The following is an 18,193-nucleotide window of genomic DNA, read 5'->3' on the forward strand; positions in this document are numbered from 1 at the left end:
CTACAACTTTTGGGGAGTCCTACACCCCCTCACCGGTTCCCCCTAAGACCCCCTTACGCTACACCCTCGTCTGCTCCTAAAGCGGAGTGCGAACAGAGAAGATTGCCTAACGGCAATCCACTCTTTTTAGGCAGAACCCCTTGTATTAGCTATCTTTATTCATACTGATTTTGACATTCCGATGCCTAAAAATCTCAATCTAGCCCAAATATTTCTTTTTTATACGCTCTACATCTCAGTACTTACAGAATTTTAATTTTAACTCGTGCGTCAGGAGATTTTTTTAACGGCATCTCCATTTACAAAATTTCCCGACTTTGGGGATATAGGTCTTTATTTTGAGAGAAATATAACAACTAATCGGTTCTAAGGCTCGTTTGCCTCTGGTAAACATTGCTATTAGTGGGTCTAGGAAAAAGAGCTTTTAGACTTACAGAATTAAAATCGTCAATTATTTTAAATCGAGGAAGCTTTAAGAAAATTTTGTTGAACGAAACGAAGTGGAGTGAATCTAAATTTTTAGCTGACGAGATTTGAAATAATAGATTTTGCACCAAAATGAATAGCAGTCATGTCTAACATAGAAGATTGCCAGAGGCAATCTTCAATTTGCCCTCTGCAAGAGTCGCTTGCGGGGGGTAACGGAGTGGGGGTGTAAGGGGGAGGCCGATGGGGACCCATGCGAAAGGGTCCCTGGGCCTCCCCCTTTGTACGAAGGGACAGGTTTATAATTATTATTTATTATGAGATGAAAGTACGAAGAATTAAAGTAAATAATAATATTGTCTTGGATAATAAAACAAAAAATCATTATCTTTATAATAAAAAAGGGGTTTTAGGGGAAAGCCCCTTAAAATAATTTTATCTTGGATAAGACTTACAAATAATGGTATTGTTATACTAGTGAGGTTTTTATGAAAATTTTAATTACCAGTGATTGGTACTGGCCTGTTGTTAATGGGGTAGTACGTTCTGTTCTGAATTTAAAAAAATATTTAGAGGATAAGGGCCATGATGTGAGAGTCCTTACCTTATCTAATACTACGAAATCTTATAAGGATGGCAATGTTTATTATGTAGGAAGTCTTTCTGCCAAGAAGATTTATCCCCAGGCTAGGGTTTCTAATCTTTTAGCTTCCTCTCATCTTAAGGAGATTAAGGAGTGGCAACCTGATATTATCCATTCCCAGTGCGAGTTTTCTACCTTTTTGATGGCTAAGAGCATCCAGCGAGATTTAGAGATTCCCCTTGTCCACACCTACCATACGGTTTATGAGGACTACACTCATTATTTTTCCCCATCTGAAAGGGCGGGTAAGAAGATGGTGGCAATTGCTTCTAAGACTTTTTCTAAGCTTTGTACTAGGATTATTACTCCTACTGCCAAGACTGAAGAGTTGCTTCTTAAGTATGGGATTGAGAAAAATAAACTTGATGTAATTCCTACAGGTATTGCTATGCCTGAGTTTTATGATAAAAAAATCCTGAGAAAATCACTTGGTATGGCTGATGATGAGAAAATCATTATCTATTTGGGTAGGCTTGGTGAGGAGAAAAATATAGAAGAGGTCATGGCTTATTACGATAGGCTAAAAGATCCTACTATAAATCAATACATAGTTGGGGGAGGCCCATACCTTGATAAGCTTAAAAAATATGCAGCTAACTTATCCAAAAAGGTGATTTTCACCGGTATGGTTGATTCAAATTCTGTTAACCGCTATTATCAAGCGGCTGATATCTTTTCTTCTGGATCAGTTTCAGAAACCCAAGGTCTAACTTATTATGAGGCTCTTTCTAATGGGACCATTGCCCTTTGCAGGAATGATTCGGTCCTTGATGGGGTCATTGTAAATGGCTTTAATGGCTTTAAATATAATGATTTTGAAGAATACGAAAAATTTGTAAATAGGGTATTTTCAGATTCTGAATATAAGGAGCTTCTTGAAATAAACGCTAAGGAATATGCCAAGGAGAATTTTTCGGTTGAAAGCTTTGGCAAGAAATGCGAAGATGTTTACCAAAAAGCAATAAAGGAATACGTCCATGAAGGTATTAATATATTCAAAAGATTATGAAACAGTCAAAGAATCTGGCGTAGGCAAGGCTATTGACCACCAAAAAAAGGCCCTAGACCTTGTAGGTTTTCCCTATAGTCTGGATGAAAAAGAAGATTTTGACCTAGTCCATATAAATACCACTTTGCCAGGAGCAGTTTTTTTTGCACACAAGGCAAGAAAGGCTGGCAAGAAGGTAGTCTATCACGGCCATTCAACCATGGAAGATTTTAAGAATTCCTTTATTTTTTCAAATGAACTTGCCCCACTTTTTAAAAAATGGCTAGTTCATGCCTATAGGCAAGGTCACATAGTCCTAACCCCAACCCAGTATTCTAAAAATATCCTAGAAACTTATGACCTTGATAGGCCAATTGAAGTTGTGTCAAATGGAATAGACCTAGATTTTTGGATAGAAAAAAGTGATGATAGGGCGAATTTTTATAAAAAATATGGCCTAGACCCAAATAAAAAATCAATAATATCTGTGGGCCTTCCCATAAAAAGAAAGGGCATAGATGATTTTATAGAGCTTGCAAAAAGGATGGGTGAATACGAATTTGTCTGGTTTGGCAAGCTTGATAAGAGTCTAATGAGCCCGGAAATAAAAAAAGATATTGACCAAGCACCAGATAATTTCCACATGCCTGGCTATGTTACAAGCGATGAATTGAGGATGGCTTATTCAGGTTCAGACCTCTACGCTTTTTTAACCCACGAGGAAACCGAGGGCATAGTTCTTTTAGAAGCCCTATCTACAAAAGCCCAAATCCTAATAAGGGATATAGAAATCTTTGAAGATGGCTTTGTGGACGGAGAAAATATCTATAAAGGAAAGAGTCTAGATGACTTTGAAAGTAAAATAGGGGGCATCCTTGAAGGAAAGCTTGCGGATTTAAGCGAAAAAGCCTACAAAATCGCCCTGGAAAAGTCGATTGCAAATACAGGCAAAAGATTAGTTGAAATCTACAGAAAGGCGATGAGTCTATGAGATCTATAATAAAATTGACAGGAGCCCTAATAATCTTTATCCTAATACCAAGTATAGTAAGCACCTTATTCTTAGACCTAAACAAGACCGATGATGTAGGGATGATAATGGCTCAAATGTGTATAATAGCTATGGTTGTCATAAGTTTTTACTTGGCAAGTAAGACAATTAGAAAATATGAAGAAAAGACCTTGGAATTGATTGATAATCAAAAAGATATAGAAGGCCTAAGAGATTTAAGAGAAAAAAGAATAACTTACAAGTCAAAGGCAGCTATCACAAAGGAAATCTTAATTAGAGACCCAAGCCTATCTGAGGCGGAAAAGCTCAGAAAATACACGAATAGGACAGAAGATATGGCCCACTACTATGCGGCGCTTCTGGCAGAGGCAAGTCCAGAAAAAAGAGAAGAAATCAAAATTCGTAGAGATAACTTTAAGAAAAAATACGGCCACAAGGCCCTAGCCTACACAGACTTTAAGGGTAATCTTACCACATCAATCAAATGGTTGGGAGCCTTCTTTATAGCCTTTGCTCTTACAGAGCTCTTAAAGGCCTTAGGAACAAACTTAGGCTTTTACCTAGCAATAAGCTTCATTCAAGCAGGAATCCTCGGAGCCTACATGATAAACACCATAATCTGGTTATCAAGAACAACCAAATCTTATTGGGATAAGGAATATATTTAATATATTTTTAAGATAAAAAAGATTCTCCATCAAAAATGATGAGAATCTTTTTTATTTATAGTTTACATATTTATTATGAAAGAATATTCATAAATGCTGTTATAATAATTGGGTTAAAAATATTTATAAATATAACGGTTATAACAGGAAGCACAAACCAAGCTGTTGGAGCAGGTCCGTGTTTTTCGGTTACAGCAGTCATATTAGCAATAGCATTTGGAGTTTGACCTAAGCCAACGCCACAGTGGCCCGCTGCCATTACAGCTGCTTCATAATCACTACCGCAAGTTTTAAATGTAATGAAGTAAGCGTATATGGCCATAAGTAGTGTCTCTGATAGTAAGATTACAAACATAGGGATAGCTAAGCTTACTATTTTGGCTATATTAAGTTGCATTAAGGCCATTGAAAGGAATAAGTTTAGTGAGAAGGAACTTATAGTACCTATTTCTTCTGGTTTAAGTTCATAATTTTTATAGTCGGCAATATTTCTAACAATAGCTCCGGCAAATAAGCAACCGACATAGTAAGGGAATTTCAAACCTGTTTTATTAAGTAGTAATGATATAATTGAACCTAATGCACCGGTTAAAACAACTAATAAGAAGCTTTTTAAAAATGAAGCTTTGTTAAGCACTGTTTTTTCTGATGTTGTAGTTTCTTCATTCTTTAAATTTTCATTGGTTTTTAAATTTTTCTTTTCAATTAATCTTTTTGCAACAGGTCCACCTATTATACTTCCAACTAACAAACCAAATGTAGCTGCAGCTGTACCTATGGCAGTACCTCCAGCAGCTCCCAAGGCTTCAAAGTCAGGCCCGAAAGCAACAGCTGATCCTACACCACCACTCATTGATACAGAGCCCATGGCAACTCCTAGAAGAGGATTTATTCCAAATAACCTAGCTAATGAAGCACCAAGTAAGTTTTGGAACACTAATAGTAGAATAGCTACAACAGCAAGTTTCATTCCTAGTATTCCACTCTTTTTAACTATGTAGATAGAACACTCAAATCCAACTGCTGTAAAAAATACATTCATAAAGAAGTCCTGTAAAACTGAATCCATTTCAAATGAATATAGATTATTTCTTACTCCAATGAAAGCTAATAAACTAAATATTAATCCCCCTATTACCGGAGCTGGTATAAAATATTTTTGCAAAAAATTACTTTTTGATTTGATTTTACTACCCATAAAAAATAGCAAAGCAGCTAAACCAGCAGTTTGTAATACATCTAATTGAATAGTCATCTTTTACTCCTTAATTTTCAACTTCTATATTTAATTCATCAAATTTTTTCTGATAATTGTAAATATCAAACAAGCTCTCGCCTTTTTTGATCCTATCTATAACGACAGATTCTTTTTCGTCTCTTAATTTAGATTCTCTAATTACCTCTTTGATATTTTCTTTTTTGATTAAGACTACACCATCGTCGTCACCAAGTATATAATCGCCCGGGTTAACAACAACATTATCAACAGCTATAGGATGATTTATAGTACCAACTTCTACTTTTGAAGTTCCAAGTATACTCAAATTTTTACAAAATACCTGAAAATCCATTTTTTTAATGTCTTCACTATCTCTTACTGAACCGTTAGTAATAAGTCCACTAACTTTTTTAGTTTTTAACTCTGTAGCAAGCACTGCTCCGAAAGGCCCACTCATCTCTATACTGTTATGGTCTAAGACGATTATTTGACCTTCTTGTGCCATAGAAATAGCTTTTATAAGCATTAGATTGTCAGATGGGCCTGTCTTGACGGTAAGGGCTTGACCACAAATATGTTTGCCCTTGATAAGAGGTTTTATATTTGGATTGAATGCCCCTTTTTTGCCCTGAGCTTCATGGACTGTAGCGGTAGTTAGCTTTGATAATTCCTCTAAAATTTCTTTGTTATCATCTATAACGTTGTTTTTTACATCACACATATTAGTCTCCTTTTTTGCTATCTAAGTTAGTATTAGGTTTTTGCAAATTATGATAATTATACATATTTCTTGCCACATTTAATGGCTTTCCAGATTGAATCGCTTGTTTGATTTTTTCTTCAATATCGTTAATCGATTTTGCAATTTCATAAACTTCTTCTGCTTTATTTTCTGGAATACAAATTATTCCAGAATCATCAGCTATAATAATATCTCCAGGTACTATTTTGGTATTATCTATGTATATGGCCTTTTGGATATATTCTATTTCATATCTTCCTTTACCAGTAACAGCGTTAGTACCTGCGCTAAAAATAGGGAACCCTAATTTTTTGATTTCTGGAATATCTCTACAAGCACCATTAATAATTGCACCAGCAATTCCATTTATCTTAGAATAAAGAGACATTATATCTCCCCACACAGTAGCATCTGTTTTGCCGCCATTATCTATAACTGCTAAATCACCTTCTTTTAAATCATCAAGAAAATCGCCAACGGTACTATTATTGCCGGAACTAGGTCTATACTTAACTGTAAATGCCCTACCGCATAGCTTTGAACCAGGTAAAATAGGTTTTAAACTGCTTAGTGATCCTGAAATCTCAAGTCTATCACAGGCATCTGAAATACAAGTGGTATCTAGTTTTTTAATATTTTCGATTATATTTTTCAAATTCACCTCCACTTTTGCAAACGATATCAAAATTGTATACAATTAGTATACTGTAAGTATTTCTTATTTCAAATAAAATTGATTATTTTTATACTTACAATAAAATCATAGTAAGAGGTGATTAAAATATCTAGAAAAGACATGGCATACGAGTATTTGTATGACGAAATAATTAATAATAGAAAAAAGCCAGGCGAGTACTTAGTTGAAAGTGATATTGCTAATATTTTATCCATATCTCGTACACCAGTACGTGAAGCTCTAAGAGATTTAGAAAAAGATGGTTTAGTAAGTAATTTCAACGGGAGATCTTCCATGGTTTCTTACATAAGTCCTACAGATATATCTGATATTTTTGATATAAGGATATCTTTAGAATCGTTAGCACTTGAAAAAAGCATATATAGGATAACTAGTCAAGAGATTGATGATTTAATAGAAAAATTTGAGTATTTAGGTGATAATTTTAAGTGGGAAGATAGTCACAAAGCAGATAAGCAATTACATGAGTTAATTATAAAAAAATCTGGTAACAAAAAATTATTTTATATTTTAAACAATTTAAATTCTCAGATAGAGAGATTCAGGAGGATAGCTTCTAGGGCATCAAATAGGTCTTTTAAGAGTATAAAAGAGCATTTGGATTTATTATATTGTTTAAAATCCCAAAATCTTGATGAAAGTAGGCAGTCGCTTATATACCATCTTAATAGCGTTAAGGAATCTTTGTTAGAAATTTCAATCATAGATTCAACAGAGAATGTTTATATATAATATATATTAAGGATAGAAGCATATTTGCATCTATCTTTTTTAATTTACGAATTACCATAAACGATAAATTAAACATTTTAAAATAAAAACTTAAAATAATTAATTCTGACTTTACAAATCTTAAAAGGCCTAGTATAATTTAGACAAAAGGAGGGGCTATGATTAATAAATGTCCAAATTGTGGTGATCAAATGGTGATTACTTCCTATAGATGCAATTCATGTTTTACAGAAGTAAGTGGTGAGTTTGAGATAGATAACTTCTCAAAATTAGACAAAGAAGATAAAGAATTTATAGAATTATTTTTACAAAAAAGAGGTTCAATTAAGGATGTTGGAGAAGAAATAGGTATTTCATATCCAACAGTTAGAAATAGGATTGATAAGATAGTAGCAAAACTTGGCGGCAAAATTGATAAGAAGAGTCATAGGCTAGATATCCTAAATATGCTAGATAATGGCGAGATTAGTCCAGAAAAAGCCAAGGAACTTTTAGAGGAGATTAATAATGACTGAAGAAAAACAAATGATTTTAAATATGCTTAAGGATGGCAAAATCACAGTCGAAGAAGCTAGTGACCTCCTTGCAGCCATAGGCGATAAGAAAAAATCTGACAACGACTTGGGTGGAAAAATCACCTCAGCAGTTGATAATATAATTAAAAAGGCGACTGAAACCCTATCAAATATCGACCTTGATAATATGATAGATTTAAATAATTTTAATATTAAGGGAGAATTTAACACCCACAAGGATATTAGGATTGATGATGAAATAGATAATATTAATATCGACCTAGTTAATGGGGATATAATTGTAGAAAAGGCTGATGATCCTGGAATTATATTAAGTTATGATATTTATTCAAAAAAGCCTAATCTTGATGATTATTTAGATGTAGAGATAAAAGATGGAAAGCTTTCAATAAGCCAAAATGAAGCTTATAAGAATGTCCAAGCCAGCGTAAATCTAAAGCTAGCCCTAGGCAAGGCTCTTTATGAAAATCTAAATATAGATTCTGTAAATGGTAAGGTTGAAGTGGCAGATGTTGACTTTGATAATTTAAATATCGATACAGTAAATGCCAAGATTAACCTTATAAATATTAAGGCTGCCATTGATATAGACAATGTAAATGGCAAAATTGATATTAAAAATACCTTGGGTAAGCTTTCTATAGATAATGTAAATGGTGCTATTTACTTGGCAAATCTAAGGGGAGAATTGGCTGAAGTTGATACTGTAAATGGCAATGTGAGAGTAGATGGGCTTGAAAGCGATAAGTTTAGCGCAGATTCAAACCAAGGCTCAATTAGAGTTTACAATATCAAAAACACCAAAGAGATTGACTTAGACACAAGAAATGGTGCTGTGGTTGTTGATACAACAGATTATCCAGGTGAGATTAGGGCCTTTGTAGAAAGCCCAGCTACAAATGTAACAGAAAAATTTGAAAACAAGATTAAAACAAGCACAGGATATGAAATATCAACAACAAATGATGAAGCAGACCTAGAAATCAAGGCTAGCACAGGCTTTGGTAGGGTATCAATTAGATAGAAATTTATAGGGGCTGTTGCAAAATTATGAATAACTATCGTCCCATCACTAGAGGGTTCTTGTGGAAAATTTTTGGCCTAGCCTGCCGGCTCGTGGAGGCAAAATTTTCCACAAGGTTCATCTAGTGATTTGGGGCGATTTATTCATTCTGCAACAGCCCCTTTTTTCTTGCAAACAAAAAATCCACCGATCTGGTGGACTTTTGCTTTTGAGTTAATCAAAAATATTAGCCTTACAAAAACTGAGGGTAAGTTTTTGTTTTAGAAAACAGTTTGTATTAAGGAAGAGTTAGTCGATTTCTATCTGTTTTCCATCTTTATAATATATGAGTATTGTTTATTTCATAAAAAGTTTGTGTAAAGTCTTTGTAAAATTTTAAAGTTTCTCATTTTAAATAATTCTGACCAATGGGGTATAATGAGACCTAAGAGAGGATTATTTTGGGATTTACATTATTATTTTGCTTAGAGCTTTTGATGTTCATTTGCTTTAGCCTTATAAAATTTAATAAAAAATATCAGAAAAATCTGGCAATCTGTGCAATGTTTGGCCTTATGCTAATTTTTTCTGCCACAAGGGGATCAGGGGATGCTGATTATTACAATTACTTGTGGTTTGCTAGAGATATTGGCACAGATACTACTAAGCTTTTTGATTCCCATTATGCGGTGGAGTTTTCCTTTAGGTTGACAGCCTTTATAGTCAATCTTTTGGGTCTATCTCGCCAATGGGTTATAGCTTTTATGAATCTTTTGTCAATTGGACCGATAAGCTATGTGGTGGCTAAGAAATCTAGGATGCCCTTTTTATCTGCTATAATTTTCATGCAGACATTTTTGCAATTTGATATGCAAACATCAAGAACAGCCACAGCAATAGGTTTAGGAGTTTTGTCCATATATCTAATGACAGAAGAGAAAAATATCTTAAGCATCTTGGCCTTTATCTGGGCCTATAGCTTTCATAAGTCAGCCGTGATTTTGTTGCCATTTTTGATATATCTTAAGTTTGACTTATCAAATTTAACTAAATCAATAATAGTAGGATTTAGCCTGGTGGTATCGGTATTTTCTAAGCTTTTATTTGGCATTTTGGCCAAGGTCTTAGGGGCTGTGGGTCTTGCTAGAATGGCGACAAAGATTATAAATTACACCTTTGAGGGGCAATTTGCCTATGCTATGAAGCTTTATGACCCAAGGATTATTTTCGCCCTGGCCCTCTTTGTCATGACTATCATGTATTTTGATAAGGGGACTTTTAAGAAAAATACGATTGATAGTGCGGCAGTAAAGGCTGTATTTTATGGGCTTGTGGTAGTCCTTGTCTTTAGGTCATCAACAGCAATAGCCTTTAGATTTAGTTCGTTTTTTACAGTCATGCAAATATTTTTGATTCCGCTTTTGATAAAGGAAGTGAAGGAAAAAGATAGTCTGGCTGTTTTTATGCTAATCTTGGCAGTCCTAGTATTTGTCTTGCCATACGCAGTTTATATAGCAGTAGACGCTCCACCATATGATTTCTTTTTTACTAACCATATGGCTATTAATTCATTGCGATAGAAAAAATGAAAGGGTATAAAATGAGAAAAGTTACAACATATCAACTAATTGAAGGGATTAAGAGAAATTTGCTTCTTCTTATTATCCCACCTATATTATTTTTTGGCCTAGTTTTGGGCCTTGGCCTTCATAAAAATGGAGGGACATATGAGGCTTCTGCTGTTTTGATTGCTGCAGCTGAAGATGGGGAAGAGGTTTCTTACAATAAACTTGTTTTAAATGAGAAACTTGCAAATATTTATATGGAGATTTTGAAATCGCCTGATCTTTATCAAAAGGTAGATGATGCCCTCGAAGTGGGAGGATCTGATTTAACCTATAGTGATGTGATGGCTAGAGCAGACTACGAGGTAAATCCTCAGGCTGGCCTTATTTCCTTCACTTATAGGGATCAGGATAAGAAAAGGGCTGCTGATAGTCTTAAGTCTATTTGTGAAAATTTTAAGCTAATGGCTAAAGACTACTTAAATGCAGATAATTTCGCCTACCTACATGATGTTTTAGTAAATAAGGCATCAAAGACAAAGACCTATATTTTCTCTGTGGCAGCTGGTCTTGCTGGCTTGTTTTTAGGGCTTATTATCATAATTATTAAGACCCTTATGTCTGATAGGATAGCAAGCTTGGATGATTTAGCTGAGCTTTCTTATCCTGTGCTTGGAAAGAGTGATGAACTTACAAAGATTAAGGCGAAATTAGCCTATAAATACAAAAATGGTGTCATTGGCCTTGCTAGTCTTGGCAAGGATACTAATGGTTTTGCAGAAAACCTTGCAAGAGAACTTGCTAAGAATAAAAAAGTTCTATTTGTGGCTAGTGAAGATAAAAAAATAGAAGATTTTTTTGCCTATAAATATTTAGGGGAAAATCCAAGCCAAAGCATGGATACAGATGACTTTGCTAAGGATATAGCAAGATATAAAGAAGAATATGACTATGTAATAATAGATGAAAAGGATGAAAAAGAAGCCTTTCTTGCGGCTGGTATTGAGGATATGAAAATTATCCTGGTAAACAATAAAACAAGGAAGGCTGACCTAGATAAGCTTATAAGAGATTTGAAAGATTTGGGTCTTTCTGAGTTCGGGGTGGTTTATTATCAATAGATTAGTGGTAATTGCCCTAATGATAATCCTTGCAGGATGCGGGAAGACTGAGACTTCTTATAAGGGTATAGATATTGAGGAAAGGCCAAGTACCGGCATTAAGGTCAAAAAAGAAATATCTGTAGGCCTTGATTACATGGTTAAGGAAGAAGCTGAAATTTATTCTGATAAGGATGAAAAGACTGCCTTTGACAAAATCCCTAAAGATAGCGTGGTGAGGGTAATCTTGGAAGAGGAAGATGGTTTTGTTTATGTAAGTCTTGCTGGGCAAAATTTCTATATAAGGGCTGATAAACTTAAGGAAATCTAGGAATTGATTTGCATTTTTCTTTCCTTCTGGTTAAGTAAAAAAGCGTTGTGTAATTAGCTAGGAGGAAATTTTGGATACTGCATCATTACTTATTTTATCTGTTGGCCTTGCTATGGATGCCTTTGCAGCTAGTATTTTCAAGGGGCTTTCAGAAAAAACTCACTCTATTAAAAACAGCCTATCTGTTGGCCTATGCTTTGGGTTTTTCCAAGCCCTTATGCCTGTTATCGGCTTTTCCTTGGGGAGGAATTTTGCCGAAGAAATCAGGGCTATAGACCACTGGATTGCCTTTTTCTTGCTTTTAATCTTGGGCATACAAATGATTAAGGAATCAAGAGAAGAATATTGTGAATTAAATTATGGCTTTGACTTTTTATCCCTAGCCAAGATGGGGATAGCTACATCAATTGATGCCCTGGCAGTGGGTGTGGGCCTTGCCTTTTTAAATATTGATATAGTAAAGTCAGCCTCAACTATTGGAATAATCACCGCAATCTTATCTGTGATTGGTTTTAAGATTGGATCAAAACTCGGTCTAAAGTCTAAGCAAATGGCAGAGCTTACAGGTGGCCTTATCCTAATTGGCTTAGGGATTAAGATTTTGATTGAACACTTATTTTTTCATTAGTATCTTTGAATACTAATATAAAACTGTATAATATTTATATCACTAGGGGTGCCGACTTTTAGTCAGCTGAGATCATACCCTTAACCTGATCCAGGTAATGCTGGCGGAGGTAAGTGCTTTATACCTCTAGCAAGTATTGTGTAAAGGAGGTATTTTTTTATGAAGAAAAATTGGTCAGTAAAGATGTTGACAGAAGCAGGAATTATGATTGCCTTATCCTTTATCTTAGGCAGAATTAAGCTATTTTCTATGCCACAAGGTGGTTCAGTAACAGCTGGTCAAATGATCCCTCTTATTATATTTGCAATTAGATATGGTGCAGGCCCAGGTATCCTTGTAGGTGCTGTATATGGAGTTTTAGATATGCTTTTAGGCGGTTCAATCTTCCACCCAATCCAAGCCTTTCTTGACTATCCATTAGCTTTCGGAGCTTTGGGACTTGTAGGATTTTTCTCAGAATCATTTAACCAAAGACACGAACTTAAACCAGTTCTTTTTGGAACATTCTTAGGCGTATTTGCAAGATTCATCTGCCACGTCCTAACAGGGGTTATTTATTTTGGATCCTATGCACCAGAAGGACAAAATGTTTGGGCTTACTCAATAGCCTACAACGGAACCTTCCTAGGTGTTGAATTTATAATAACAGTAGTAATAATCCTATTGCTAAAGAAATTCATCACAAGGGATATGGCAAAATTATAGAAAATAAAAACAGGGATTCTGACATAAAAACTCCTCCATCCGTATTCCGGATTTTGGGGTTCAGGTCAGTAGTCCCTGTTTTTTAGTCTTAATTTTTCAACCTAAAGGTCTTAGGCCCTATTTTTAAAATCAAAAGACTAGTTATAATTGTAAATAATAGAATAAAGACAGATGAGCCGATAACTAGGATTGGGGTCTTTATTCCTCCGGTAAATCTTATTGCATTGAAGCAGAAGATATAAACTACCATATCTATTGCGCCTGATATCTTGCCGACCTTGGCTCCTTCAGCATTAAAAGGCTGAAAGAGGTAATATTGGGCAAGGGGCAGGCTTGTAAAAAATACTCCCGCCAAAAGTATATAGGCAGCTGCTTCTAGGGCAAAGATATAATCAGTCCTGTTAAGCCTTAAAAATACGCCAACAAGGCCAAGCACATAAACTATGGCAGGTATGGCATTTATTTTTAGAAGGGAGATAAGCCTTGCCCTGTACATAGTTAGAAGGTTTGTAGGCTGTCTATAAAAACCATAAGGGATTAGGCCTTGGTCGCAATTTATGAAAAAGGCTGTTAAGATATTATCCTGCTTGCAAAGCATGTAAGTAGCAAGAGGGACGAAGATTACCAGCATTTCAACAAGGTCGCCATCTATATTCTTCTCAAATAATGGTAAAAAGCTTATCAAAATTGTAAGAAGGGCGGCTAGGATTCCTGACTTTATAAGGACAGGCTTAAGCAAAATCCTCCTGTGCCTTCTAAAAAATATATTATTCAGGTAGGCAAAGCCCTCGCCTTTTACCTTTTTATTATCAATATCCTTATCCTTAAGTTTAACACTTGCTGCCGGGCTTGCGTCGATTTCTTCCATTAAATCGTCATATTCTCTAAGAGATTTTTCTATGATAAGTCCATACTTATCAAAGTTTTTGAGATAGGATACAGACCAGGCAAAGCCTAAAATCGAACCTATAAAAATAACAGTTAAGACTAGCTTATTTTCCAATCCGAAAAAAAGAATAAGGTCGCTAAGGATAACATAAGCAACAAAGGCTAAGATTGTTTGAAATAATCCGTTAGAGAGGATTTTCTTTTTGTCTTTTAGTCCGATATTCATCCAAAAGACAGACGCCTCGATTTCTGTTAAAAATAATATAAAAGAAAAAGTTAGGGTCAAAAGTGGGTTGGCCTTGCCTAAAAAATGGAAACCAATCATCAGAACAATAGACCTTGCAAAAAACCTCATTAAAGGCTTGAAGTATAGGTTAGCCTTGACTATTTCTTCCGGATTCATGCGGAAGTTTTGGTAGTATTTTTTCAAATCACTCATGGAATCTTCCACGATATTTCTAAATAGGGCAAAGAGCCAATAAAGGTATAGGGGCAGCAAATAACTATAAGCAGTTTGCAAAAAATCAGCCTTATTAGCTGCATAGCTGACATTAGCCTGAAAGATGTTATAGGAGATGCTTAAGATGCTATTTACAAAAAGAAAAACAATGCCACAGGCAAGGGCTGACTTGAAAAGTTCCTTTATAATAGCAAAGATAGGGTAGAAGCTATGGATAAAGTATTTTATTGATGAAAATTTATACTTATCTCCTAAAAACTTCCCTATCAAGGGGATTTTTCTTAAGGCCCAGATAATGCCGTTGACCATTTCTGATAGTTCAACCCTCTGCTTGATGATAAAAACTCTTGCCACCCTATCCATTTATGGCCTCCACTTCTTCCTTGATTTTGATATTCTCTCCTTCTCCAGAAAGCAGGGTGATAATCTTATCTTCAAAATCAGGATTTTTGATGAGATTTTCCTCAACTTTTTGGAGTTTCTTGTCAGATAAGAGGACGATCTCATCACATATATCCTTGGCCAGCTGGAGGATGTGGGTTGAGAAAATAATTATATGATCAGCGTGGATTTCCCTTATAATTTTTTTCATCTCAAGCTGAACCACCACATCTAGGCTTGTAAGAGGCTCATCCATGAGAATTACCCTTGGCCTTAGGATCAAAAACATCAGCATCTGAATCTTATTTTTCATACCTGTAGAATAGCCCTGGATGAGTCTATGGGAATCTTCTATGTCAAAATCTACTAGGGCAAAGTATTCTTCGATTGATTTGCTTGATTTGATATTTTCCTTATTAGCTTCTATAAAAAATTTGATAAATTCATAGCCGGTTAGAAATTTAGGAAGCTCTGGCTCAGCCACCATGAAAAATATATCCTTAAATTCTAGTTTTCGCTTAATTCCATTTTCTTCCAAAAAGACCTCTCCACTATCCTTATCAAGCCCATCAGTAATTAGCCTAAAAAGAGTGGTTTTACCTGATCCATTTCTTCCCAAAAGAGCGTAAATTATACCCTTTTCAAAGGTGAAAGATGCACTCGCTAGGACTTCCTTTTTGGCAAAGGCTTTGGACAGATTTTCTATAATTAACTTCATGATATTCTCCCTAATAAAATTCTTTGTTAATCATTATACCATAGATAAAAAATTTCTAAAAAGACTTGCAGTCGTAAATTTAGGTGGTAAGATTGTATTAAGATAATAATACAATAGTACAAAATCAGAATAGAGGTGAGTAGATGGATTTTGATGAAAGTAGACCAATTTACATCCAATTGGTGGAGGATTTCAAGATTAAGATCTCAACAGGAACTTGGCAGCCTGGGGCAAAGATTGACTCGGTAAGAAATCTTGCTAATGCTTATAAGGTCAATCCCAACACCATCCAAAGAGCCCTGGCTGAGCTTGAAAGAGAAGGCCTTTGTGAAAGCCAGAGGACAGCTGGCAGGTTTGTAACAGAAGATGAGAAGAAAATAGCAAGGCTCTCAGACAGAGCCTTTAACAAGATAGCAGATGACTTTATAATCGGCATGGAAAGCCTAAATATAAAAAAGAAAGAGGCTCTAAGAGAGCTTGATAAGTATTGGGAGGAATTATGATAGAGATTAAAGATTTAAGCCTTTCCTATGGAGGCAGGAAGGTTTTGGACAATATGAACCTAAAGCTAGATGATGGCAAGATTGTGGGTCTTGTAGGAGAAAATGGCACCGGCAAGTCTACCCTTATGAGAATCCTAGCAGGTCTTGAGAAAAATTATAAGGGAGAAGTAAAAATTGCAGGTCAAAGGCCAGGCGGAGAGACCAATAGCCTAGTTTCTTACCAACCAGACCACCTTCCTTTTTATCCATCAATGAGGGTAAGGGAGATTGGCGACCTTTACAAAAGATTTTATGAAGACTTTGACCTATCAAGGTATTTTAAGCTTTTGGCATCCTTTGGCATTGACAAGGACCTAAGGGTTAAGGAATGCTCCAAGGGAATGAGAGATAAGGTACAAATTGCAGCTACTCTTTCAAGGAGGACAAAGATTTACCTTTTGGATGAGCCAATGACAGGCATTGACCCAAAGGCAAGACGCATCATGCTAAAGACTATAATAGAAAATTTTGACTACCAGGGAATCTTAATAATTTCAACCCACTTAATAAGCGAAATTGAGAGAATCCTTGACCAAGTCATAGCCATCTCTGAAGGGAAAATCATCCTTGATAAGGGCGTTGATGAAATAAGAGAGGAAAACCACATGAGCGTAGAAGATTACTTTACGGAGGTCTTATAATGAGAAAATTAATCGGACTTTTATTCAAAGAAGATATAAAAACAGTCTTACCTTGCATGTTAATGCCCCTAATCTTGGGGATTACAGGAATGATCCTTTACTCAGCTACAGGCTTTGAGCCCTTATTTGCCATAGTCGCCATAGGGGCAGTGGCCATGTCCTTTGGTCCCCTTGTAGCCCTTGTATTTTTGGCCAATAACGACAACAGGAGATTTTATAAGGACGGGGCTTCATTTTACACCTGCCTTCCTTATTCATCAGAGAAAATAAACCTAGCCAGGCTAATGAACCTTGTAATCATGGGATTGATCATAGTGATAATTTCCATAATTAACCTCTTTGCCTTTGTAGCAGTAAATCCAGGAGGAGCCCTAAGCTTTGGAGAATTTATGAGAGAAGTCTTTAGGCTACTAGGAACAATAAAAGGAGAAATGTGGCTAGCAATCATCAAATCTCTAGTAATAGTCTTTGGATTTGCCCTAGTCTTGGCTCAAATGATAATGGCAACCAATACCCTAGGGGCAGCAAGTCCTTTTAATAAACTAGGAAAAATGGCAAATGGTATGATTTTAGCAGTCCTATTTATCGGTCAAGCCTACCTATACCTTAAGGTCTTTGGCCTTTTAGCAGATACTCAGATAATAAAAATGGTAGAAGTCGCTCAAAATACCGCCCAAGTAGGCATCAGCGCCTTTGATTTCACCCTAGGTTCCTTTCTAGCAATCTTGGGAGTCCTACTAGCCTTTAATGGTCTTTACTTTGCAATGATAAATTATTTCCACAAAAACAAACTATCAGTCCAATAAGAGGAGGGACTTATGGTAAAGAAAATACTAATAGGCCTGTCCTGCCTAATCCTAGGCCTAATAGGTCTTAACCTATATATCTTTCACCAAACACCTAATTTTATGAGAAACAACGAGGTCGATGGAGTCAGAATGGAAGCAAAAATAGAATATGATGAAAGAGACCCAATCACCAAAACCCTAAGGGCAGAAGATTATAGAAATTTAAGCAAGAAAAAACTTGAAGGGATAAAAGATAAAATTGCTGGTAGAATTGAGGGAGATATCCCATCAATCCACCTAAACCAAGGCGGTGGCTTCACTTTAACTTTCTACAAAGATGGCAAAAAAGTAGGCCCAGAAGACTTAAGCGTAAAAATCACAGCCTACGCTTCAGACTACAGGGACCCAGATAAGAAAAGAGAAATAAAGCTAGAGCCAATAATCGCTGATGATAAGACCTATATTTATAAAACTAAGAGATATTCCATACAATACGAGAAATATTTCATAGAATATCTAAGGGTAGAAGTTGCTTATAAGATAGGCGGCAAGGAATACCTATCAGTATTTGCAACAAACCAAGACAATGCAAATGATGGGACAGACTTTTTCAAAAATGAAGACTTGGAACATCCAAAAGAGGTAGAATAGGGAGCCAGGCTCCCTAGGACCTCTTTTTTACTATCCAAGATAATATTATTATAGACTTTAACTCTTTGTACTGTCATATTGTAATTAATGATATCTATATTCTATTGAATCTTCGTAATAAGGGGAGGC

The 18,193-nt window shown here is 35.6% G+C and carries 20 protein-coding genes and 1 riboswitch; of the genes, 15 read left to right on the forward strand and 5 right to left on the reverse strand.

What is annotated here, in order from left to right; genetic code table 11:
* The first annotated feature begins 914 nt into the window (after nucleotides 1-914).
* Genes ACCQ42_RS09655 through ACCQ42_RS09665 form a run of 3 tightly spaced genes read left to right on the forward strand, consistent with a single transcriptional unit; the run spans nucleotide 915 to nucleotide 3,737 of the window.
* Nucleotides 915-2,078: a glycosyltransferase gene (locus ACCQ42_RS09655; RefSeq protein WP_410036016.1), complete on the forward strand. Its 1,164-nt coding sequence runs from the start codon at nucleotides 915-917 to the stop codon at nucleotides 2,076-2,078.
* Nucleotides 2,047-3,048: an LTA glycolipid anchor biosynthesis glycosyltransferase, IagA/BgsA family gene (locus tag ACCQ42_RS09660; protein WP_410036017.1), complete on the forward strand. Its 1,002-nt coding sequence runs from the start codon at nucleotides 2,047-2,049 to the stop codon at nucleotides 3,046-3,048. Before ACCQ42_RS09655 ends, ACCQ42_RS09660 begins: the two co-directional genes overlap by 32 nt.
* Nucleotides 3,045-3,737 carry a hypothetical protein gene (locus ACCQ42_RS09665; RefSeq protein WP_410036018.1) on the forward strand — a complete coding sequence of 231 codons (693 nt, stop codon included), beginning with the start codon at nucleotides 3,045-3,047 and terminating at the stop codon, nucleotides 3,735-3,737. The genes ACCQ42_RS09660 and ACCQ42_RS09665 overlap by 4 nt, the downstream gene beginning before the upstream one ends.
* A gap of 73 nt (nucleotides 3,738-3,810) precedes the next feature.
* Here ACCQ42_RS09665 and gltS read toward each other — a convergent pair whose 3' ends face one another.
* From gltS to ACCQ42_RS09680, 3 genes are read right to left on the reverse strand one after another with little or no spacing between them, the layout of a single operon-like run.
* A complete protein-coding gene (gene gltS / locus ACCQ42_RS09670; RefSeq protein WP_106461093.1) occupies nucleotides 3,811-4,992 on the reverse strand; it encodes a sodium/glutamate symporter in 1,182 nt (393 codons plus the stop codon).
* A gap of 10 nt (nucleotides 4,993-5,002) precedes the next feature.
* Entirely contained in the window at nucleotides 5,003-5,677 is a 675-nt protein-coding gene (locus ACCQ42_RS09675) for a 4-carboxy-4-hydroxy-2-oxoadipate aldolase/oxaloacetate decarboxylase (RefSeq protein ID WP_106461092.1), read from the reverse strand.
* A 1-nt stretch (nucleotide 5,678) separates the two neighbouring features.
* Nucleotides 5,679-6,353: an RraA family protein gene (locus ACCQ42_RS09680; protein WP_311532427.1), complete on the reverse strand. Its 675-nt coding sequence runs from the start codon at nucleotides 6,351-6,353 to the stop codon at nucleotides 5,679-5,681.
* A gap of 117 nt (nucleotides 6,354-6,470) precedes the next feature.
* Between ACCQ42_RS09680 and ACCQ42_RS09685 the strand changes: the two genes are divergently transcribed.
* From ACCQ42_RS09685 to thiT, 8 genes are all read left to right on the forward strand, one after another.
* A complete protein-coding gene (locus ACCQ42_RS09685; protein ID WP_410036019.1) occupies nucleotides 6,471-7,127 on the forward strand; it encodes a GntR family transcriptional regulator in 657 nt (218 codons plus the stop codon).
* A gap of 158 nt (nucleotides 7,128-7,285) precedes the next feature.
* Nucleotides 7,286-7,642: a DUF2089 domain-containing protein gene (locus ACCQ42_RS09690; RefSeq protein ID WP_106461089.1), complete on the forward strand. Its 357-nt coding sequence runs from the start codon at nucleotides 7,286-7,288 to the stop codon at nucleotides 7,640-7,642.
* Complete coding sequence (locus ACCQ42_RS09695) at nucleotides 7,635-8,687, forward strand: DUF4097 family beta strand repeat-containing protein (protein WP_410036020.1); 1,053 nt, start codon at nucleotides 7,635-7,637, stop codon at nucleotides 8,685-8,687. Before ACCQ42_RS09690 ends, ACCQ42_RS09695 begins: the two co-directional genes overlap by 8 nt.
* A 476-nt stretch (nucleotides 8,688-9,163) precedes the next feature.
* Nucleotides 9,164-10,246 carry an EpsG family protein gene (locus tag ACCQ42_RS09700; RefSeq protein ID WP_410036021.1) on the forward strand — a complete coding sequence of 361 codons (1,083 nt, stop codon included), beginning with the start codon at nucleotides 9,164-9,166 and terminating at the stop codon, nucleotides 10,244-10,246.
* 5 nt (nucleotides 10,247-10,251) lie between these two features.
* A complete protein-coding gene (locus ACCQ42_RS09705; protein ID WP_410036022.1) occupies nucleotides 10,252-11,352 on the forward strand; it encodes a hypothetical protein in 1,101 nt (366 codons plus the stop codon).
* Between the two features lie 4 nt (nucleotides 11,353-11,356).
* Nucleotides 11,357-11,662 carry a hypothetical protein gene (locus ACCQ42_RS09710; protein WP_410036023.1) on the forward strand — a complete coding sequence of 102 codons (306 nt, stop codon included), beginning with the start codon at nucleotides 11,357-11,359 and terminating at the stop codon, nucleotides 11,660-11,662.
* 70 nt (nucleotides 11,663-11,732) lie between these two features.
* The gene (locus tag ACCQ42_RS09715; RefSeq protein ID WP_265215183.1) at nucleotides 11,733-12,290 is read left to right on the forward strand and encodes a manganese efflux pump MntP; all 558 of its coding nucleotides are present in this window, start codon (nucleotides 11,733-11,735) and stop codon (nucleotides 12,288-12,290) included.
* A gap of 34 nt (nucleotides 12,291-12,324) precedes the next feature.
* A riboswitch (TPP riboswitch) is annotated at nucleotides 12,325-12,419 on the forward strand.
* A 30-nt stretch (nucleotides 12,420-12,449) separates the two neighbouring features.
* A complete protein-coding gene (gene thiT / locus ACCQ42_RS09720; RefSeq protein WP_106461084.1) occupies nucleotides 12,450-12,995 on the forward strand; it encodes an energy-coupled thiamine transporter ThiT in 546 nt (181 codons plus the stop codon).
* Nucleotides 12,996-13,083: 88 nt separating this feature from the next.
* Here thiT and ACCQ42_RS09725 read toward each other — a convergent pair whose 3' ends face one another.
* Nucleotides 13,084-14,706: a hypothetical protein gene (locus ACCQ42_RS09725; protein ID WP_311532248.1), complete on the reverse strand. Its 1,623-nt coding sequence runs from the start codon at nucleotides 14,704-14,706 to the stop codon at nucleotides 13,084-13,086.
* Nucleotides 14,699-15,442 carry an ABC transporter ATP-binding protein gene (locus ACCQ42_RS09730; protein WP_311532250.1) on the reverse strand — a complete coding sequence of 248 codons (744 nt, stop codon included), beginning with the start codon at nucleotides 15,440-15,442 and terminating at the stop codon, nucleotides 14,699-14,701. Before ACCQ42_RS09730 ends, ACCQ42_RS09725 begins: the two co-directional genes overlap by 8 nt.
* Before the next feature lie 143 nt (nucleotides 15,443-15,585).
* Here ACCQ42_RS09730 and ACCQ42_RS09735 point away from each other — a divergent pair, with 143 nt between their 5' ends.
* Genes ACCQ42_RS09735 through ACCQ42_RS09750 form a run of 4 tightly spaced genes read left to right on the forward strand, consistent with a single transcriptional unit; the run spans nucleotide 15,586 to nucleotide 18,064 of the window.
* The gene (locus ACCQ42_RS09735; RefSeq protein WP_106461081.1) at nucleotides 15,586-15,945 is read left to right on the forward strand and encodes a GntR family transcriptional regulator; all 360 of its coding nucleotides are present in this window, start codon (nucleotides 15,586-15,588) and stop codon (nucleotides 15,943-15,945) included.
* Nucleotides 15,942-16,625, forward strand: a complete 684-nt coding sequence (locus ACCQ42_RS09740; RefSeq protein WP_106461080.1) for an ABC transporter ATP-binding protein — start codon at nucleotides 15,942-15,944, stop codon at nucleotides 16,623-16,625. Before ACCQ42_RS09735 ends, ACCQ42_RS09740 begins: the two co-directional genes overlap by 4 nt.
* Nucleotides 16,625-17,431: a hypothetical protein gene (locus tag ACCQ42_RS09745; protein WP_311532252.1), complete on the forward strand. Its 807-nt coding sequence runs from the start codon at nucleotides 16,625-16,627 to the stop codon at nucleotides 17,429-17,431. Before ACCQ42_RS09740 ends, ACCQ42_RS09745 begins: the two co-directional genes overlap by 1 nt.
* A gap of 12 nt (nucleotides 17,432-17,443) precedes the next feature.
* Entirely contained in the window at nucleotides 17,444-18,064 is a 621-nt protein-coding gene (locus ACCQ42_RS09750; protein ID WP_311532254.1) for a hypothetical protein, read from the forward strand.
* Nucleotides 18,065-18,193: the final 129 nt, after the last annotated feature.

This window comes from Anaerococcus kampingae (assembly GCF_046365475.1).
In the GTDB taxonomy this organism is placed as follows: Bacteria; Bacillota; Clostridia; order Tissierellales; family Peptoniphilaceae; genus Anaerococcus; species Anaerococcus kampingae.